The 14,555-nt window shown below is 65.6% G+C and carries 15 protein-coding genes and 1 other annotated feature; of the genes, 6 read left to right on the plus strand and 9 right to left on the minus strand.

The window, feature by feature from the left end; all coding sequences use genetic code 11:
- Position 1 precedes the first annotated feature (1 nt).
- On the plus strand, positions 2-607 hold the full coding sequence (gene recR / locus IGS74_RS07780) for a recombination mediator RecR (protein WP_192390493.1): 606 nt from the start codon (positions 2-4) through the stop codon (positions 605-607).
- Positions 608-635: 28 nt separating this feature from the next.
- Here the strand turns inward: recR and IGS74_RS07785 are convergent, their stop codons facing one another.
- On the minus strand, positions 636-1,646 hold the full coding sequence (locus tag IGS74_RS07785; RefSeq protein WP_192390494.1) for a transglycosylase SLT domain-containing protein: 1,011 nt from the start codon (positions 1,644-1,646) through the stop codon (positions 636-638).
- Positions 1,647-1,863: 217 nt separating this feature from the next.
- Between IGS74_RS07785 and dapE the strand changes: the two genes are divergently transcribed.
- Entirely contained in the window at positions 1,864-3,063 is a 1,200-nt protein-coding gene (dapE, locus tag IGS74_RS07790) for a succinyl-diaminopimelate desuccinylase (protein ID WP_192390495.1), read from the plus strand.
- 22 nt (positions 3,064-3,085) lie between these two features.
- On the plus strand, positions 3,086-3,655 hold the full coding sequence (locus IGS74_RS07795; RefSeq protein WP_246723071.1) for a hypothetical protein: 570 nt from the start codon (positions 3,086-3,088) through the stop codon (positions 3,653-3,655).
- Here IGS74_RS07795 and truA read toward each other — a convergent pair whose 3' ends face one another.
- From truA to def, 3 genes are read right to left on the minus strand one after another with little or no spacing between them, the layout of a single operon-like run.
- Positions 3,656-4,399, minus strand: coding sequence for a tRNA pseudouridine(38-40) synthase TruA (gene truA, locus IGS74_RS07800; protein ID WP_192390521.1), 744 nt, complete (start codon positions 4,397-4,399; stop codon positions 3,656-3,658).
- Positions 4,399-5,343, minus strand: a complete 945-nt coding sequence (fmt, locus tag IGS74_RS07805; protein ID WP_192390524.1) for a methionyl-tRNA formyltransferase — start codon at positions 5,341-5,343, stop codon at positions 4,399-4,401. Before fmt ends, truA begins: the two co-directional genes overlap by 1 nt.
- 4 nt (positions 5,344-5,347) lie before the next feature.
- Positions 5,348-5,863, minus strand: a complete 516-nt coding sequence (def, locus tag IGS74_RS07810; RefSeq protein WP_192390527.1) for a peptide deformylase — start codon at positions 5,861-5,863, stop codon at positions 5,348-5,350.
- 174 nt (positions 5,864-6,037) lie between these two features.
- Here def and IGS74_RS07815 point away from each other — a divergent pair, with 174 nt between their 5' ends.
- On the plus strand, positions 6,038-7,543 hold the full coding sequence (locus IGS74_RS07815; RefSeq protein ID WP_192390534.1) for a serine protease: 1,506 nt from the start codon (positions 6,038-6,040) through the stop codon (positions 7,541-7,543).
- Positions 7,544-7,791: 248 nt separating this feature from the next.
- Here the strand turns inward: IGS74_RS07815 and IGS74_RS07820 are convergent, their stop codons facing one another.
- The 4 genes from IGS74_RS07820 to dapD all read right to left on the minus strand — a co-directional run bounded on the left by IGS74_RS07820 (position 7,792) and on the right by dapD (position 12,483).
- The gene (locus IGS74_RS07820; protein WP_192390543.1) at positions 7,792-9,276 is read right to left on the minus strand and encodes a SulP family inorganic anion transporter; all 1,485 of its coding nucleotides are present in this window, start codon (positions 9,274-9,276) and stop codon (positions 7,792-7,794) included.
- Between the two features lie 78 nt (positions 9,277-9,354).
- Positions 9,355-9,410, minus strand: a sequence feature (sul1 is cis-regulatory element that is thought to sense ions involved in sulfur or methionine metabolism; They are found in Alphaproteobacteria).
- A gap of 62 nt (positions 9,411-9,472) precedes the next feature.
- The gene (locus IGS74_RS07825) at positions 9,473-10,384 is read right to left on the minus strand and encodes a cation transporter (RefSeq protein ID WP_206688228.1); all 912 of its coding nucleotides are present in this window, start codon (positions 10,382-10,384) and stop codon (positions 9,473-9,475) included.
- Between the two features lie 5 nt (positions 10,385-10,389).
- Positions 10,390-11,619, minus strand: a complete 1,230-nt coding sequence (locus tag IGS74_RS07830; protein WP_039188984.1) for a lytic murein transglycosylase — start codon at positions 11,617-11,619, stop codon at positions 10,390-10,392.
- An 18-nt stretch (positions 11,620-11,637) separates the two neighbouring features.
- Positions 11,638-12,483 (minus strand): 2,3,4,5-tetrahydropyridine-2,6-dicarboxylate N-succinyltransferase, encoded by an 846-nt coding sequence (gene dapD, locus IGS74_RS07835; protein WP_192390551.1) that lies wholly within the window; start codon positions 12,481-12,483, stop codon positions 11,638-11,640.
- A gap of 96 nt (positions 12,484-12,579) precedes the next feature.
- On the opposite strand from dapD, the gene IGS74_RS07840 reads away from it, so the two are divergent.
- Together IGS74_RS07840 and IGS74_RS07845 are read left to right on the plus strand one after the other, a co-directional pair.
- Entirely contained in the window at positions 12,580-13,437 is an 858-nt protein-coding gene (locus IGS74_RS07840; protein ID WP_192390558.1) for an LOG family protein, read from the plus strand.
- 109 nt (positions 13,438-13,546) lie between these two features.
- On the plus strand, positions 13,547-13,828 hold the full coding sequence (locus IGS74_RS07845; RefSeq protein WP_039188995.1) for a hypothetical protein: 282 nt from the start codon (positions 13,547-13,549) through the stop codon (positions 13,826-13,828).
- Here the strand turns inward: IGS74_RS07845 and IGS74_RS07850 are convergent.
- The gene (locus tag IGS74_RS07850) at positions 13,811-14,551 is read right to left on the minus strand and encodes a pyrimidine 5'-nucleotidase (RefSeq protein ID WP_192390563.1); all 741 of its coding nucleotides are present in this window, start codon (positions 14,549-14,551) and stop codon (positions 13,811-13,813) included. The genes IGS74_RS07845 and IGS74_RS07850 overlap by 18 nt on opposite strands.
- Positions 14,552-14,555: the final 4 nt, after the last annotated feature.

Below are 14,555 nucleotides of genomic sequence, written 5' to 3' on the forward strand. Positions count from 1 at the left end.
CATGTCCAGAAGCATCGCCGGGCCCGAGATCGAGCGGCTGATCCAATTGCTGGCCAAGCTGCCGGGCCTCGGCCCACGCTCTGCCCGCCGCGCCGCCTTGCATCTGGTCAAGCGGCGCGAGCAACTCCTGTCGCCGCTTGCCGGCGCCATGGCGGAGGCGGCCGACAGGGTCGTCTCCTGCTCGTGCTGCGGCAATATCGATACGCAGGATCCCTGCACCATCTGCCGCGATGCCGCGCGGGACGGCTCCATCATCGTTGTGGTGGAAGACGTTTCCGACCTTTGGGCGCTGGAACGCGCCAAGGCCTTGAATGCCGCCTACCACGTGCTGGGTGGGGTGCTTTCCCCATTGGAAGGCATCGGGCCGGAGGAATTGACCATCGGCAGGCTCGTGGAGCGCGTGGGCGAGGGCGGTATCAAGGAAGTCATCATCGCCGTCAACGCGACCGTGGAAGGGCAGACGACCGCCCATTACATCATGGACCAGCTTGAGGGGATGGACGTGCGCGTTACCCGGCTTGCCCATGGCGTGCCGGTCGGCGGCGAGCTCGATTATCTGGACGAGGGCACCCTCTCGGCCGCCATGCGCTCTCGCACGGCGTTCTGACCGGCAAGCTTACTGGCCGCGCCCTGGGTTACTGGCCGAAACGGGCCGGATCCGGCTCTGCTTCGAAGCCGAAGGACGTGGCGTGCTGCGGCACGGGAATGGATCCGAAGCTCTGGCTGCGTGCCGCCAGCTTGGGGGCATCGGCTGCGGGACGCGGCGCATGGCCGGGCACCGGAACCTTCATCGCCGTCTCGACAGCCATCGCTGCCGGCGTCGCCGCCGCTGCCTTTGCCGGCGCCATCGCGCTAGCGGCCGGGGTGACAGCGGCTTTGCGCACTGCGGGGACCGGGGTGTTGGATGCCACCTGTATCGGGGCGGAAGCCGCCGGTGCCGACGGTGCGGCCGGCTTTGCCGGGGCGGGGGCCTTGGACGCGACCTGTGTGGTCGCCTGCGTCGGTGCGGGTTTGGCGGACGGTTGCAGACGCGCCATGTCCGAGGTGCCCATGGGATGGCCGGAGATGGATGCCATATGCTGCTTGACGCTGGAGCAGTAGTCGCGCGCGGACTTCGTCATGGTGGTTGCGCGATGGCCGCCCTTGTACTTCATCGACGTGGCGCAGACATCCCGGTCGCCCTTGTGCCAGGCGCCCGATAGATACTTCATGCCGTATTTGAGGTTGGTTTCCGGATCCAGAAGATCCTGGGCGGAACCGCTGAAACCGAGGCTGCGCGCCGTGGCGGGCTTGATCTGCGACAGGCCGTAGACGCCGCCAGGGCCGACCGCCTTCGGATTGTAGCGGCTTTCCACACGCACCACCGCATAGGCAAGCTCACGCGGGACATCGTTGGCGTCGGCGGCCTTGGCGATCATCTCGTCCAGTTCGCGGCTGCCGGAGATGGTGCCATTCCGGGCGGGACCGGATGCGACCCGCTGCCCCTTGGCGCTCGCCTCGGCGGGCTTTGCCGCCTCTGCCGTCTCGGTTGCGGGCTTGTCCGCGCCGATCTCGGCGACCCCGAGCAGGCCTCCCTCGTTCGAGACGCAGCCACCAAGCACGAGGGGAGATATCAGTGCGGTGAAGACCATGGCGTTGGCGCACATGCGAATTAGCCCGCGACGAGCTTCCCCCGGCTTAAGCTCCATCCAACCAGTCCCCACGCTGTTTCCCTCGGAATTCGCTTTTGGGTCAGAACCCGGCCAAAAGATGGCAGGGACCCGGCATAGGGCGAAATGACGCCCGAACGGCTTCCGTGGCACCATCCTTAACGGCTTTCACCATGGATTGTCAGCCCCCATGACGGGGGGTAAGGAACGGGGCATGACCCATTCCGCGACAGACCCTTCCGAAAACCTCGCCGCGCTGATCCGCTGCCCATCCGTCACGCCGGAAGAGGGCGGGGCGCTGGCACTGCTGGAGGCGCTTCTGCGGCCGCTGGATTTCACCGTGGAGCGCCCGGTCTTTTCGCACGCGGGAACGCCGGATGTGGAGAACCTCCTGGCGACGCGGGGCCGGGGCGGCCGGCACCTCGTCTTTGCCGGGCATACCGATGTCGTGCCGCCGGGACGCCTGGCTGACTGGCGCCACCCGCCGTTCGAGGCTGTCGTCGAGAACGGGCAGATGTACGGGCGCGGCGCCGTGGACATGAAGGGCGGCATCGCCTGTTTCCTGGCGGCGGTGGCACGGCTGGCCGAACGCGGCGCAGTGCCGGAAGGGCAGATCTCGTTTCTGATCACCGGGGACGAAGAGGGCCCGGCCGTCAACGGCACGGACAAGCTTCTTGCGCATGCCCGGCAGCGCGGCCTGAGTTTCGACGCCTGCGTCGTCGGCGAGCCGACCAATCCGGAGCGGATGGGAGACATGATCAAGATCGGCCGGCGCGGCTCGGTGTCCGGCTGGATCACCCTGACGGGCCGGCAGGGGCATGTCGCCTACCCGCATCTGGCCGACAACCCCATGCGCGCGTTGCCCTCCGTGCTGGACGCCCTGATGGGCGCGCCGCTGGACGAAGGCACCGAGAATTTCCAGCCGAGCAACCTGGAAGTCACCGGCGTCGATACGGAGAATCCGTCCACCAACGTCATACCTGCGCGCACGCGGATCGCCTTCAACGTGCGGCACAACGATCTCTGGTCACCCGAGAGCCTCCATGCAGAGGTGATCGCGCGCGTCCGGTCGGGCCTCGCGGACGCGGCGCTTCGCCCGGACCGCGACTGCCCGGTGGCCTTCGACGTCGAATGGCGGGAAAATCCGGCAGAAGTCTTCCTGACGCGCGACGAACGCTTGACGCAGGCGCTTTGTGCGGCTGTCGTGGACGTTACGGGGCGGGCGCCCAGCCTGTCGACCTCCGGCGGCACTTCGGACGCCCGTTTCATAAAGAACTATTGCCCGGTGGTTGAATTCGGACTTGTCGGACAAACAATGCATATGAGCGACGAGTGTGTCGCGCTATCAGACCTCGAAACGTTGACGGCCATCTATGAAACCTTCATTTCCCGCTGGTTCTCCGCCGACACCTGATTTCGTACCGAGCCTCGCCGAGTTGCTGCGCTATTTTTCGGGCATCCTGCGCCTGATGCAGGGCAAGCGTGACGGCCTGCAGCGCCTGAACCTGTCGGCCGACGGCTTCTGGGCGTCGTTCGGCGCCATCATCGTATCCCTGCCGCCAATGGCCTTGTCCTGGGTGGAGTTCGAGACCGTGGAGCGCCAGTGGCCCTTCATCGGCAGCGGCGTCGGCGCCTATGCCGCACACGCCCTGGCGGATGTGACGGCCTGGATTCTGCCGCTCCTGATCCTCATCATGGCAGCGCGGCATATCGGGCTCAGGCGCAAGATCGGGCCGATCGTCATTGCGCTAAACTGGTCGGGAGCGTTGCTGGCCTGGGCGCTTGTACCCTTGTGGCTGCTGATGCTGCTGACGGGCGGCAACATGGCGGTGGCCTTCCTGCTGCTTCTGGCCGGGGTCGCCACGCTGGTGCTGACGACGCGGGTGGTGGTGTTTGCCGGCGACTGCGATTACCTCGTCGCCGGCGCCATCACCGCGCTTCTGGTCGTCTGCTCGATCCTTACCTACGCGGCGGTGATGGATGTGACCGGCATCAAGTTGATGTAGTCAGTAATCGACCCTGGACAGATACAGCCCATCCGGCGGCGCGACCGGGCCGCACCGCTTTCGGTCGCGGGCTTCCAGCGCATCGACCAGGTCGGCCTCGGTCCAGCGCTGCTCTCCGACCAGCTTGAGCGAGCCGGCGAACGAGCGGATCTGATTGTGCAGGAAGGACTGCGCGGAGGCATGTATGTGCACTTCCTCGCCGGGGCCGCGCACGACATCCAGCCGCTCCATCGTGCGGACCGGGTTCTTGGCCTGGCAGTGCGCGGAGCGGAAGGTGTTGAAATCGTGCGTGCCCAGAAGCCGTTTCGCGGCCCGGTCCATCGCATTGATATCGAGCGGCTTCCACACCCACCAGACCTGCCCCTTCAGGACGGTGGGGGGCGGGCGCCGGTTCAGGATGCGATAGAGATAATGGCGCTTGCGCGCCGAAAACCGCGCGTCGAACGTATCGGGCACCTGCTCCGCCGCAAGGATCGCGACGCCGCCTTCCTCTCGCAGATAGGCGTTCAGCGCATCCCGGACCGTATCCGGCTTCCAGTCGCGCCTCAGATCCACATGCGCCACTTGTCCGGTGGCGTGGACGCCGGCGTCGGTGCGCCCGGCGCCGAACAGGGTGACATCCTCGCCGCAGAATGTGCGCAGCGCCACCTCGACGGCCTCCTGTACGGAAAACCCGTTCTTCTGGCGCTGCCATCCGACATAGGGGCGCCCATTATACTCGATCGTCAGCCGAAAGCGCGGCATCAGGCAAACCGCGCGCCGGCCGGCAGCCGTTGGCCGCGCAGGAAGTCGGCGGCCTTCATAGGCTTGCCGCCCTGCTTCTGCAATTCCAGGATTTGCACCGCGCCATCGCCGCACGCGACGCGCAGCGCATCGTCCAGAAGCGTTCCCGGCGCGCCATCGCCTTCGGCCACCGTGGCGCGCAACAGCTTGAAGCGTTCCGCGCCATCGTCCAGTTGTGCCCAGGCGCCGGGAAAGGGCGAGAAAGCGTTGATCTTGCGCGCGACGTCGCGCGCCGGCAGCGCAAAGTCGAGCCGCGCTTCCGCCTTGGCGATCTTGCGCGCATAGACCGGCGTGCGCCCCGTCGCGGCGGCGATCGCCTCCTGATCCTCGAAGGTCAGCGTCCCATTCTCCAGCCGCTCCAACGCCTCCACCATCAGGCGGGCCGATGCGTCTGCCAGCCTGTCGTGCAGCTCCGTGGCGGTTTCCGTGTCGCCGATGGGAAGGGACTGCGCCAGGGCGACGGGGCCCGTATCCAGCCCGGCTTCCATGCGCATCACCATCATGCCCGTTTCGCGGTCGCCGGCCTCGATGGCGCGCTGGATCGGCGCCGCGCCGCGCCAACGCGGCAGAAGCGAGGCATGACCATTGAGCGCGCCGTATCGCGGTGCATCCAGTATGGGCTGCGGCAGCAACAGCCCATAGGCGACGACGACGGTGACATCGGCGCCAAGGCCGGCAAAGGCCGCCTGTTCCTCCGGCGCCTTCAGGCTGGTCGGGCAGCGAACGGGGATGTCGAGGCCGAGCGCGGCGCGGTGGACCGCAGAGGGCCTTTCTTCCATGCCCCGGCCGGCGGGGCGCGGCGGCTGCGTGTAGACCGCAGCCACACGGTGGCCCGCCGCATGGATGGCCGTGAGTGTCGGCACGCTGAATTCGGGCGTGCCCATGAAGACGATCGTCAGCGCCATGGGGTCAGGCGACGGCCCGCTTGGCAGCCTTGGTGAACTTTCGAATGACCATGTCGCGCTTCAGCTTGGAGATGTGGTCGATGAACAAGACACCGTTCAGATGGTCGATCTCGTGCTGCAGGCAGGTCGCCAGCAGGCCGTCGGCTGCGAGCTCCTGGGTCTTCCCCTCGAGATCCTGGTATCGGACGGTCAGCGACGCGGGGCGCTCCACCTCGGCATAATATTCGGGGATCGACAGGCAGCCCTCTTCGTAGAGGGACGGCTCGTCGGACGTGGACAGGATCTGCGGGTTGATGAACACCAGCGGGGTCTTCGGCTCATCTTCTTTGGCCAGGTCGATCACCAGCATGCGGCGTGGTACGCCGACCTGGATCGCGGCCAGCCCGATACCGGGGGCGTCGTACATGGTTTCAAGCATGTCGTCGGCAAAGGCGCGCACGGCGTCGTCTATGCGCTCGACAGGCTCCGAGACCTGGCGCAGGATCGGGTCGGGCAGGATGATGAGTGGCTTGATCGTCATGCGCCTCACCTAGTCAAGCTTGCCAATTCGGTCAATGCAGCAACACCGGCGGTCGAGCCGTGGTTAAGAAGCGTCTTCCGCAATAGCTAAAATTGGATGGATCGAATCCCGTAACCCTGCGTTTCCCTGTCGAACGGTTTTTGTCAAGGCCAATATTTGAGAGGGGGCAGAGGGATGCGGCGCACGCTTCGAGCAGTTTTTGCCGGTCTTCTCCTATTTTCATCGCCTGCCGCGTTGCAGGCTGCCCCCACGCAGGGGGACGTCAGCGCGGCCTACGAGCAGAATACCGACCAGGATTTCCGCGTTGGAATGCAGATGCGCCTGGCGTGGACGGGCGATTATGTCGGCCCCTTCGACGGACGCATCGGTCCCCGAAGCATCGCCGCCATCAAATCCTTCCAGGGCCGCATGGGGCAGTCCGCGACCGGGGTGATGGACGCGGCGTTTCTGGACGCTCTGATCGGCCAGAGCGACAATGCCCTGCGGAGCGTCGGCTTTGGCTGGCAGGACGACAGCCAGACGGGCGTGCGCCTGGGGCTGCCGTTCGAACTGGTGCAGGAAGTGGGCGCGACCGAAGTCGGCACCATGTGGCGCTCGCCCGACGAGGCGCTGGAAATCGAGACGGTACGGTTCGTCAAGGAAGGGTATTCCCTTCAGGACGTCTTCGATATCCTCAGCACGCCGACCGACGGCAAGGTCGTCGAGGCGTCCGAATTGAAGGGCGATCGTTTCCGGATTTCCGGGCGCGAGGGCGACAGGGATTACGTCATCAGCTTCCAGGCACGGGGCGGAGACCTGCGCGGCTTCTCCGTCGCCTACCCGAAGGCGATGGAAACAAGCCTGAAGCCATACCTTGTCGTGGCGGAAGGCGGTTTCGATCCGTTCGCCGGCGAGCCGGCGTCACAGGCTCCCGATACCGGGCCGATGGCCGAACTGTCGCGCGATCCCCGGTATGCGCTGGCTTTCACCAATAACGGGATCATGCGCGAAAGCGCCACCGGTGGCGAGCGGGCCAGCGACGCTCCCTCGGGTCTTGGCGGCTACGATGTCGGCGGAGAACTCGACGCATCGGGAAGCGGCTTCGTGGTGTCGAATGGCTGGGTGCTGACCAACGCCCATGTCGCCCGAACCTGCCGCAGCGTGGCCGTGGGCAGCTTCGGCACGGCATCCAAGGTGGTGGTGGACGACGAAAACGACCTGGCCCTTCTGAAGGTCGATGCGGATCTGGGGCGTCCCCTGCCTCTGGTCACCGGCAAGCCGCGGCTTGGAGAAGACGTCCTGGCGCTCGGCTATCCCCTGCGCTCCATCCTGGCCGACAGCCTCAACGTGACGCGCGGCAACATCTCGTCCCTGCTGGGGCTGATGAACGACCCCAACTACCTGCAGATCTCGGCGGCCGTGCAGCCCGGTAACTCCGGCGGGCCGGTCATCGATCTGGCAGGGCGGGTCGTGGGTATCGTGACGGCCAAGCTGAATGCGGTTGCCGTCGCCGACATCACGGGCGACATTCCGCAATCAATCAATTTCGCGATCCGCCCGGATGTCGCCGCCCGCTTCCTCGATGAGAACGGCATTGCCTTTGTTGCGGCCGATATGGATGCCGCGCTGGAAACCGTTCCGGACGCGACCGAGAAGACGGCGGACAGCGTCGTGCCGGTTCTCTGCCTTGGCACCAAGTAGAACCGGGCCCCACGATGGGGGGCCCGTTGCTCAATGGGCCGTGAGCTTATCGGGCAATCAATTTCGCGATCCGCCCGGATGTCGCCGCCCGCTTCCTCGATGAGAACGGCATTGCCTTCGTTGCGGCCGATATGGATGCCGCGCTGGAAACCGTTCCGGACGCGACCGAGAAGACGGCGGACAGCGTCGTGCCGGTGCTCTGCCTTGGCACCAAGTAGAACCGGGCCCCACGATGTGGGGCCCGTTGTTCAATGGGCCGTGAGCTTATCGGGTGCGCCCGGCTTGTCGTGAAGCGCCAGCCGGTCGACGATGGTTTCGCTTGCCGCGTTCAGCCCCACCACGTCCACCGCTGCGCCCGCCTGCCGGAACTTCAGCACGGCCATATCCAGAGCCGCGACGCTGGATATATCCCAGATATGCGCGCGTGAGACGTCGATGGTGACGCGGGCGAGCTTTTCGCGGAAGTCGAACGCCTTCAGGAAATCCTCGACCGAGGCGAAGAACAATTGTCCTTCGACAGCATAGGTCCGGTGTGTTCCATCTGCGCTGGTGAAGGAGGAAACACCGAAAAGTTGCGAGATCTTCCAGGCAAAGAAGATGCCGGACAGAAGAACGCCCAAAAGGACGCCGATTGCGAGGTTGTGGGTGTAGAGCACGCCCGCCACCGTGGCCAGCATGACGATGGACGACGAGCGCGGGTGCCGGCGTAGATTGGCGATCGAGGCCCAGTTGAAGGTGCCGATCGACACCATGATCATCACGGCAACCAGCGCTGGCATTGGAATGCGGCTTACCAGATCCCCGAGAACGAGGATCATGAACAGCAGCAGGACGCCCGCGGCGAAGGTGGACAGGCGCCCCCGTCCGCCGGAGCGGACGTTGATGACGGACTGGCCGATCATGGCGCAGCCCGCCATGCCGCCGATGAAGCCGGTGGCCGTGTTGGCGATGCCCTGGCCGATGCACTCCTGGTTGCGGTTGGAGGAGGTGTCCGTCATGTCGTCCACGATCTGGGCGGTCATGAGGGATTCGAGAAGCCCCACGATGGCGACGGCGGCGGAGTAGGGAAGGATGATCCAGAGCGTCTCCATCGTCAGCGGTATGGCGGGGATCAGGAAGACGGGCAGGGTGGACGGCAGTTCGCCCATGTCGCCGACCGTCCGTACGTCCAGCCCGAGGGCGATCGAGATCGCCGTCAGGGTTACGATGCAGACGAGCGGCGAGGGGACCGCACGTGTGAGATAGGGAAACAGGTAGATGATGCCCAGCCCGGCCGCGACGAGCAGGTAGGTGATCGGCGTCACGCCGACCAGTTCCGGTAGCTGCGCCATGAAGATCAGGATGGCCAGCGCATTGACGAAGCCGGTGATGACCGACCGCGACACGAAGCGCATGACGTAGCCGAGCTTCATCAAGCCGCAGGCGATCTGGATCAGGCCCGCCAGCACGGTGGCCGCCAGCAGGTATTGCAGCCCGTGGTCGCGCACCAGCGTAACCATGAGCACCGCCGTCGCTGCCGTCGCGGCGGAGATCATGCCCGGTCGCCCGCCGGTGAAGGCGATGAGGACCGCTATGGAGAAGGAGGCATAGAGGCCCACCTTCGGGTCCACCCCCGCGATGATGGAAAAGGCGATGGCTTCGGGAATGAGGGCCAGCGCGACGACCAGGCCGGAAAGCAGGTCGCCGCGCACATTGGAGAACCATTGCGCGCGATAGGCGGACAGGGACGTCATGGGAATCTCGGATCGTTGACAGGTCAAGCCGGGGCCGGACGCGATGGCCGGCCGCCTGGAAGGATATGGCTTTTGAACTGTTGTCCGGCGGATCGGCGGCCGGAAGAGCCACCCGGAGTTTCACCGGGTCCTGATGAATGCCTTTCCCTATAGGGCATGGGATGCTGCGACGCAATATCGCGCAGTGCGTGCCGGATCAATCGGCCCAGCGCGCGTCGCCGGTGACGGTAACCGTCAGCCAGCGGTTTCGGTCGGGACCGCCGAGCGCCGCGCTGATCGCCTCTCTTATGAGGTCCAGATCGCCGGCCGTGCCGAGCGGCATATCGGGCGGCGCAATGAAGTGGATTTCCACCATCCGCGAACGTCCGGCCCGGGCGACATAGGTCCGGCTGTCCAGAAAGCCCTTTTCGGCCACGATGCGATCGGTGACGGTGCGGACTTCCGTGTCCAGGTCGCGCGGGGCGACCAGGAAGATATCGGACACCGCCTTCAGGAATACGCGCAGCGGCACAGGCAGGATGAAGACAGCCAGCACCGCGAGAACCAGCGGATCGACGTAGGGCGTCCAGTGCTCGTAGGCGGAACCCTGCAGCAGCCAGCCGCCGGCAAAGGCGATGAACAGGGCCGAGGTGATGAGCCCGGACATGAGCCATCCCTTGACGTCGAGCGCGATGAAGTCGGAGCCGATATCGGTGTTGGCCCGTCGCTCCCAGACATACATCCCGAAACAGATGGCCATGACGACGGTGGCGTAGAGCACCGCCCAGTCGAAGGCGAGGACACGGCCTCCGGCCAGGATGACCGTGACGGCGTTGACGAAGGCATAGGCCGTCAGCACCATGATGAGCCCGGAATTCAACGCCAGCACCATGGGCTCGATGTGCCAGAACCCCATCTGGAACCGCTCGCTGGTCTGACGCGCGATCAGCCGCGCCACGAACAGCGCCAGAAGCGTCATCGATGCATCGACGCCCGAGAACAGGCCGTCGAAAATGATGGATTGCGAGCCGGACAGGATGCCGAAGCCGATACCCGTCGCGCCGACGGCCAGGGTCGCGAGCATGGAGACGACGAGAATGCGCTGCTCTGCCTTGTCGCGGCCCATCATCGCTCTCAGTTCAGGCGCTTTTTCAACTCGGCCGTCGGCCAGCAGTCGACGCGCAGCCCGTTCTCGGCTTCGAAGGCGCCGATGCTGCGGCGTGTCTTGAAGCCCGGCAGGCCATCGGCACCGCCGACATCGCGCCCCATCGCTTCCAGCCGCTGCTGCATGCGCGCAACGTCGCCCCGCGATACGCCCTCCACCTTCACCCAGTCGCCACGAAAGGCGCTGCCGCCCTGCATCCTGTCGGCGACATGGCCGATGAACAGCGCGTAGAGATCGGAGTTGTTGTACTGCTTGATGACGTAGAAGTTCGGCGTTGCGATGAAGGCCGGGCCCATGCGTCCGGCCGGCATCATCAGGTAGCCGGTGGCGGACGCTTCGTGCGGGGGGAAGGGGCGGCCGGAAACGCGCGTCACGCCGGCCGAGATGAAATCGCGGATCGGGCGCCCCTGGTCGGGCCCTTCCAGCGTGCAGGAAACGGCGTCGGGGACATTCGCCTCAAAACCCCAGTCGCGGCCGGCGACCCAGCCGGATTGCTGCAGGTAATGGGCGATCGAGGCGAGGGTGTCGGGTACGGAATTCCAGATATCGCGCCGTCCGTCGCCATCGAAATCCACCGCCAGCTCGCGGAATTTGGTCGGCATGAATTGCGGTTGTCCAAGGGCGCCGGCCCAGGACGACTTCATGTCCCGGACCGAAAGGTCGCCATCCTGCACGATCTGCAGGGCGGCGATCAGCTCGGCACGGAACATGTCCTTGCGACGGGCCAGATAGGCCTTCGTCGCCAGGACCTCGAAGGCGTCATGCGGGATACTGGCCGAGCCGAAGCCGGACTCGCGGCCCCACACCGCCACCACGATGGGCCCCGGCACGCCATAGCGCTGCTCGATGCGTTTCAGCGTCGCGGCATGCTGCTGCAGCAGGCTGCGGCCGCGCGCGGCGACGGAAGCGACGTTGCTTTCCTTGAAGTAGGCCGCCGGGCTCTGGAACTCGGCCTGATGCTGTTTCTCGGCAATTTCGGCCGACTGGCCGGGCAGGACGAGGTCCGGCAGCTTCAGATTGGGCTTCACGCCGCCGAGGGCGGCGTCGAACGTGCCGCGCGATACGCCCTTGGCCCGCGCCTGCGGCCAGATCTGCTGCTCCAGGAAGGTGCGGAAGCCGGCCTCCGTCGTTTGTGCGGCGGCCGGCGATGCCAGGATGGCGAACAGCGTGACGAGCAGGATCGCGATGCGTTGAATCATGGTCGTCCGCCTTTTGGGTCAGCTTCGCAGAAGCTCGTTGATGGATGTCTTGGAGCGGGTCTTCTCGTCCACCCGCTTGACGATCACGGCGCAGTAGAGGCTGGGCCCCGGCTCGTTGCCGATGGGCTTGCCCGGCATGGTGCCGGCGACCACCACGGAATAGGGCGGCACCTCTCCGTAGAAGACTTCGCCCGTGGCCCGGTCGACGATCTTGGTGGATTGGCCGATATAGACGCCCATGCCGAGGACGGCGCCTTCGCGCACGATGCAGCCCTCGACCACCTCGGACCGCGCGCCAATGAAGCAGTTATCCTCGATGATGGTGGGGCCGGCCTGCAGCGGCTCCAGCACGCCGCCGATGCCGACGCCGCCCGAAAGGTGGACATGCGCGCCGATCTGCGCGCAGGAGCCGACGGTCGCCCAGGTGTCCACCATGGTGCCTTCGCCGACATAGGCGCCCAGATTGACGAAGGACGGCATCAGCACGACGTTTTTCGCCACATGGGCCGAGCGGCGCACGATGGCTCCGGGCACGGCGCGGAAGCCGGCGGCGCGGAACTCTTCCGCACCCCAGCCATCGAATTTGGAGGGCACCTTGTCCCACCAGTTCGCCTGCCCCGGGCCACCGGGGATGACCGACATGTCGTTGAGGCGGAAGGAGAGCAGAACCGCCTTCTTCAACCACTGGTTGACTGTCCATCCACCGTCGGAGCCACGCTCCGCCACGCGCCGCTCGCCGCTGTCCAGGAGGGCCAGCGCCGCGTCGACCGCATCGCGGACCTGTCCCTGCGTCGTGGCGTCGATACCGTCGCGTGCCTCGAAAGCGGCATCGATGGTCTTTTCCAGTGCGGCGTGATCCGTCATCGCTTTGCGGCATCCCCTGTTTGAAAGCTCATCGACCTCCTAGTAGAAGGCCCTCCTATGGTCAATCGAGTGCATGGACGCGAGGAAGGCTCAGGCATGACGGAACGGCGCAATGAGGATGGCAAGACCTGGGACCCGTTTCCGGCCTCGGCAGCGGACGACAGCGAGGCCGTCGAACGGACGCCCGATACGCCGCAGACCCGGTCGCCGACCTACCGGCTCGCCTATGCGGACAACGATTTCCTCACCTCCGAGCCGCTGCGCAGCGTGCGCCTGCAGTTGGAAATGCTGAAGCCGGAAATGGCCCTGCTGGAGGCCGGCATCCTGTCGACGGTGGTCCTGTTCGGCGGGGCGCGCATACCGGAGCCGGGCACGGAAGCATGGGCCGCGCGTAATCCGGGCCAGAAGGAGCGATTGGAGGCCAACTCCCGCTATTACGAAGTCGCGCGCCGTTTCGCCGCGCTGGCGTCGACGCATTCCGCCAATTCATCCGGCGGCAAGGAGTTCGTCATCGTCACGGGGGGCGGCCCCGGCGTCATGGAGGCCGGCAATCGTGGCGCGGCCGATGTCGGCGCGGTATCGATCGCGCTCAATATCACGCTTCCGCACGAGCAGGCGCCGAACCTGTTCGTGACGCCCGAGCTGTGCTTCAACTTTCACTATTTCGCGATCCGCAAGATGCATTTCCTGTTGCGCGCGCGGGCGATGGCGATCTTCCCTGGCGGGTTCGGAACGCTGGACGAGCTGATGGAGGCGCTGACGCTGATCCAGACGGGGCGCATGGAGCGGATGCCCGTCATCCTCTTCGGAAAGGAGTTCTGGGACAGGCTGATCGATTTCGGGTTCCTGGCGCAGGAGGGTACGATCGCGCCCGAAGACCTCGGCCTTATCTCCTATGCCGAGACGGCGGAAGAGGGCTGGGATATCATCCGTGCCTTCTACGACCTGCCATGAAGCGGGAACCCCGGGCTCCGGCCCGCCGTTACACCGGTAGGCGGCATTTGGAATGCCGCCCCGAAACACACGGAACAGTCACGGCGTTACGCCGTGCGGAGCTGGAGCGATGGGCGAGTTCGATACCGACAACGACATGATGGCCGATCAACAGGCACGCGATACGGACGGCCATTCCCGGCAACCGAATAACGTTGCGCGGGATATCGACGCACGAAGCGAACAGGATCGCCGGGCCGCCCATAAGGCCGCCATGCGGGAAGGCCGCCCCGACGACGCCGTGCTGGAAGACAATCGCGCGCATCTGGGATCGTCGGACACGACGCAGAAGCGCCGATCCGGGGTCATCCCGCCATTGGCGGGACGCGGTCGCTCACTTCTGGGCGACTGACGCCGCGTCGATCCGGCGCAGGAATGTCTTGAGGTCGTCGGTCACGAAATCGATATGAGCGCCGTCACGGCCCTCATGCTCCCAGATGTCGCCGAGGGTCGCCTCGAAATTGCGCGGCACGACCAGCACCGTCTTCATGCCGAGCGCCTTGGGCACTTCAAGATTGCGCGCCAAATCCTCGAACATGACCGCGTTCGCCGTGTCGATGCGGTGCAGCCCCATGAACTTGTCGTAGGTCTCGGCGGCCGGCTTGGGCACGAGGTCGGCCGCGACGATGTCGAAGATATCCTCGAATGCATCCAGTATGCCGAGTTGCCGTGCGGTACGCTCCGCGTGACCCCTGTCGCCATTGGTGAAGATGAATTTCCGCCCGGGAAGCGCGCGGATGAAACCGCCGAGCTCCGGATCGGGATCCAGCCACGAATAGTCGATGTCGTGAACGTAGTTCAGGAAGGCGTCCGCCTCGATGCCATGCTCGGTCATCAGGCCGCGAAGGGTGGTGCCGTGGCTTCGGTAGAAGTCCTTCTGCAACACGCGCGCCTCGTCCCGTGGCAGTTGCAGCAGATCGGCGACGAAGGACGTCATCCGCTGGTCGATCTGTGAGAACAGGTCGATGTGCCGGGGATAGAGCGTGTTGTCGAGGTCGAACACCCAGTCGCGCACGCCCGTGAAATCTTCCGGGCAGGCGTCCCGCGTGCGGGCGACAGTATCGTTTCCGGGCATATCG

The sequence above is a fragment of the Aureimonas sp. OT7 genome (assembly GCF_014844055.1).
GTDB lineage: Bacteria > Pseudomonadota > Alphaproteobacteria > Rhizobiales > Rhizobiaceae > Aureimonas > Aureimonas altamirensis_A.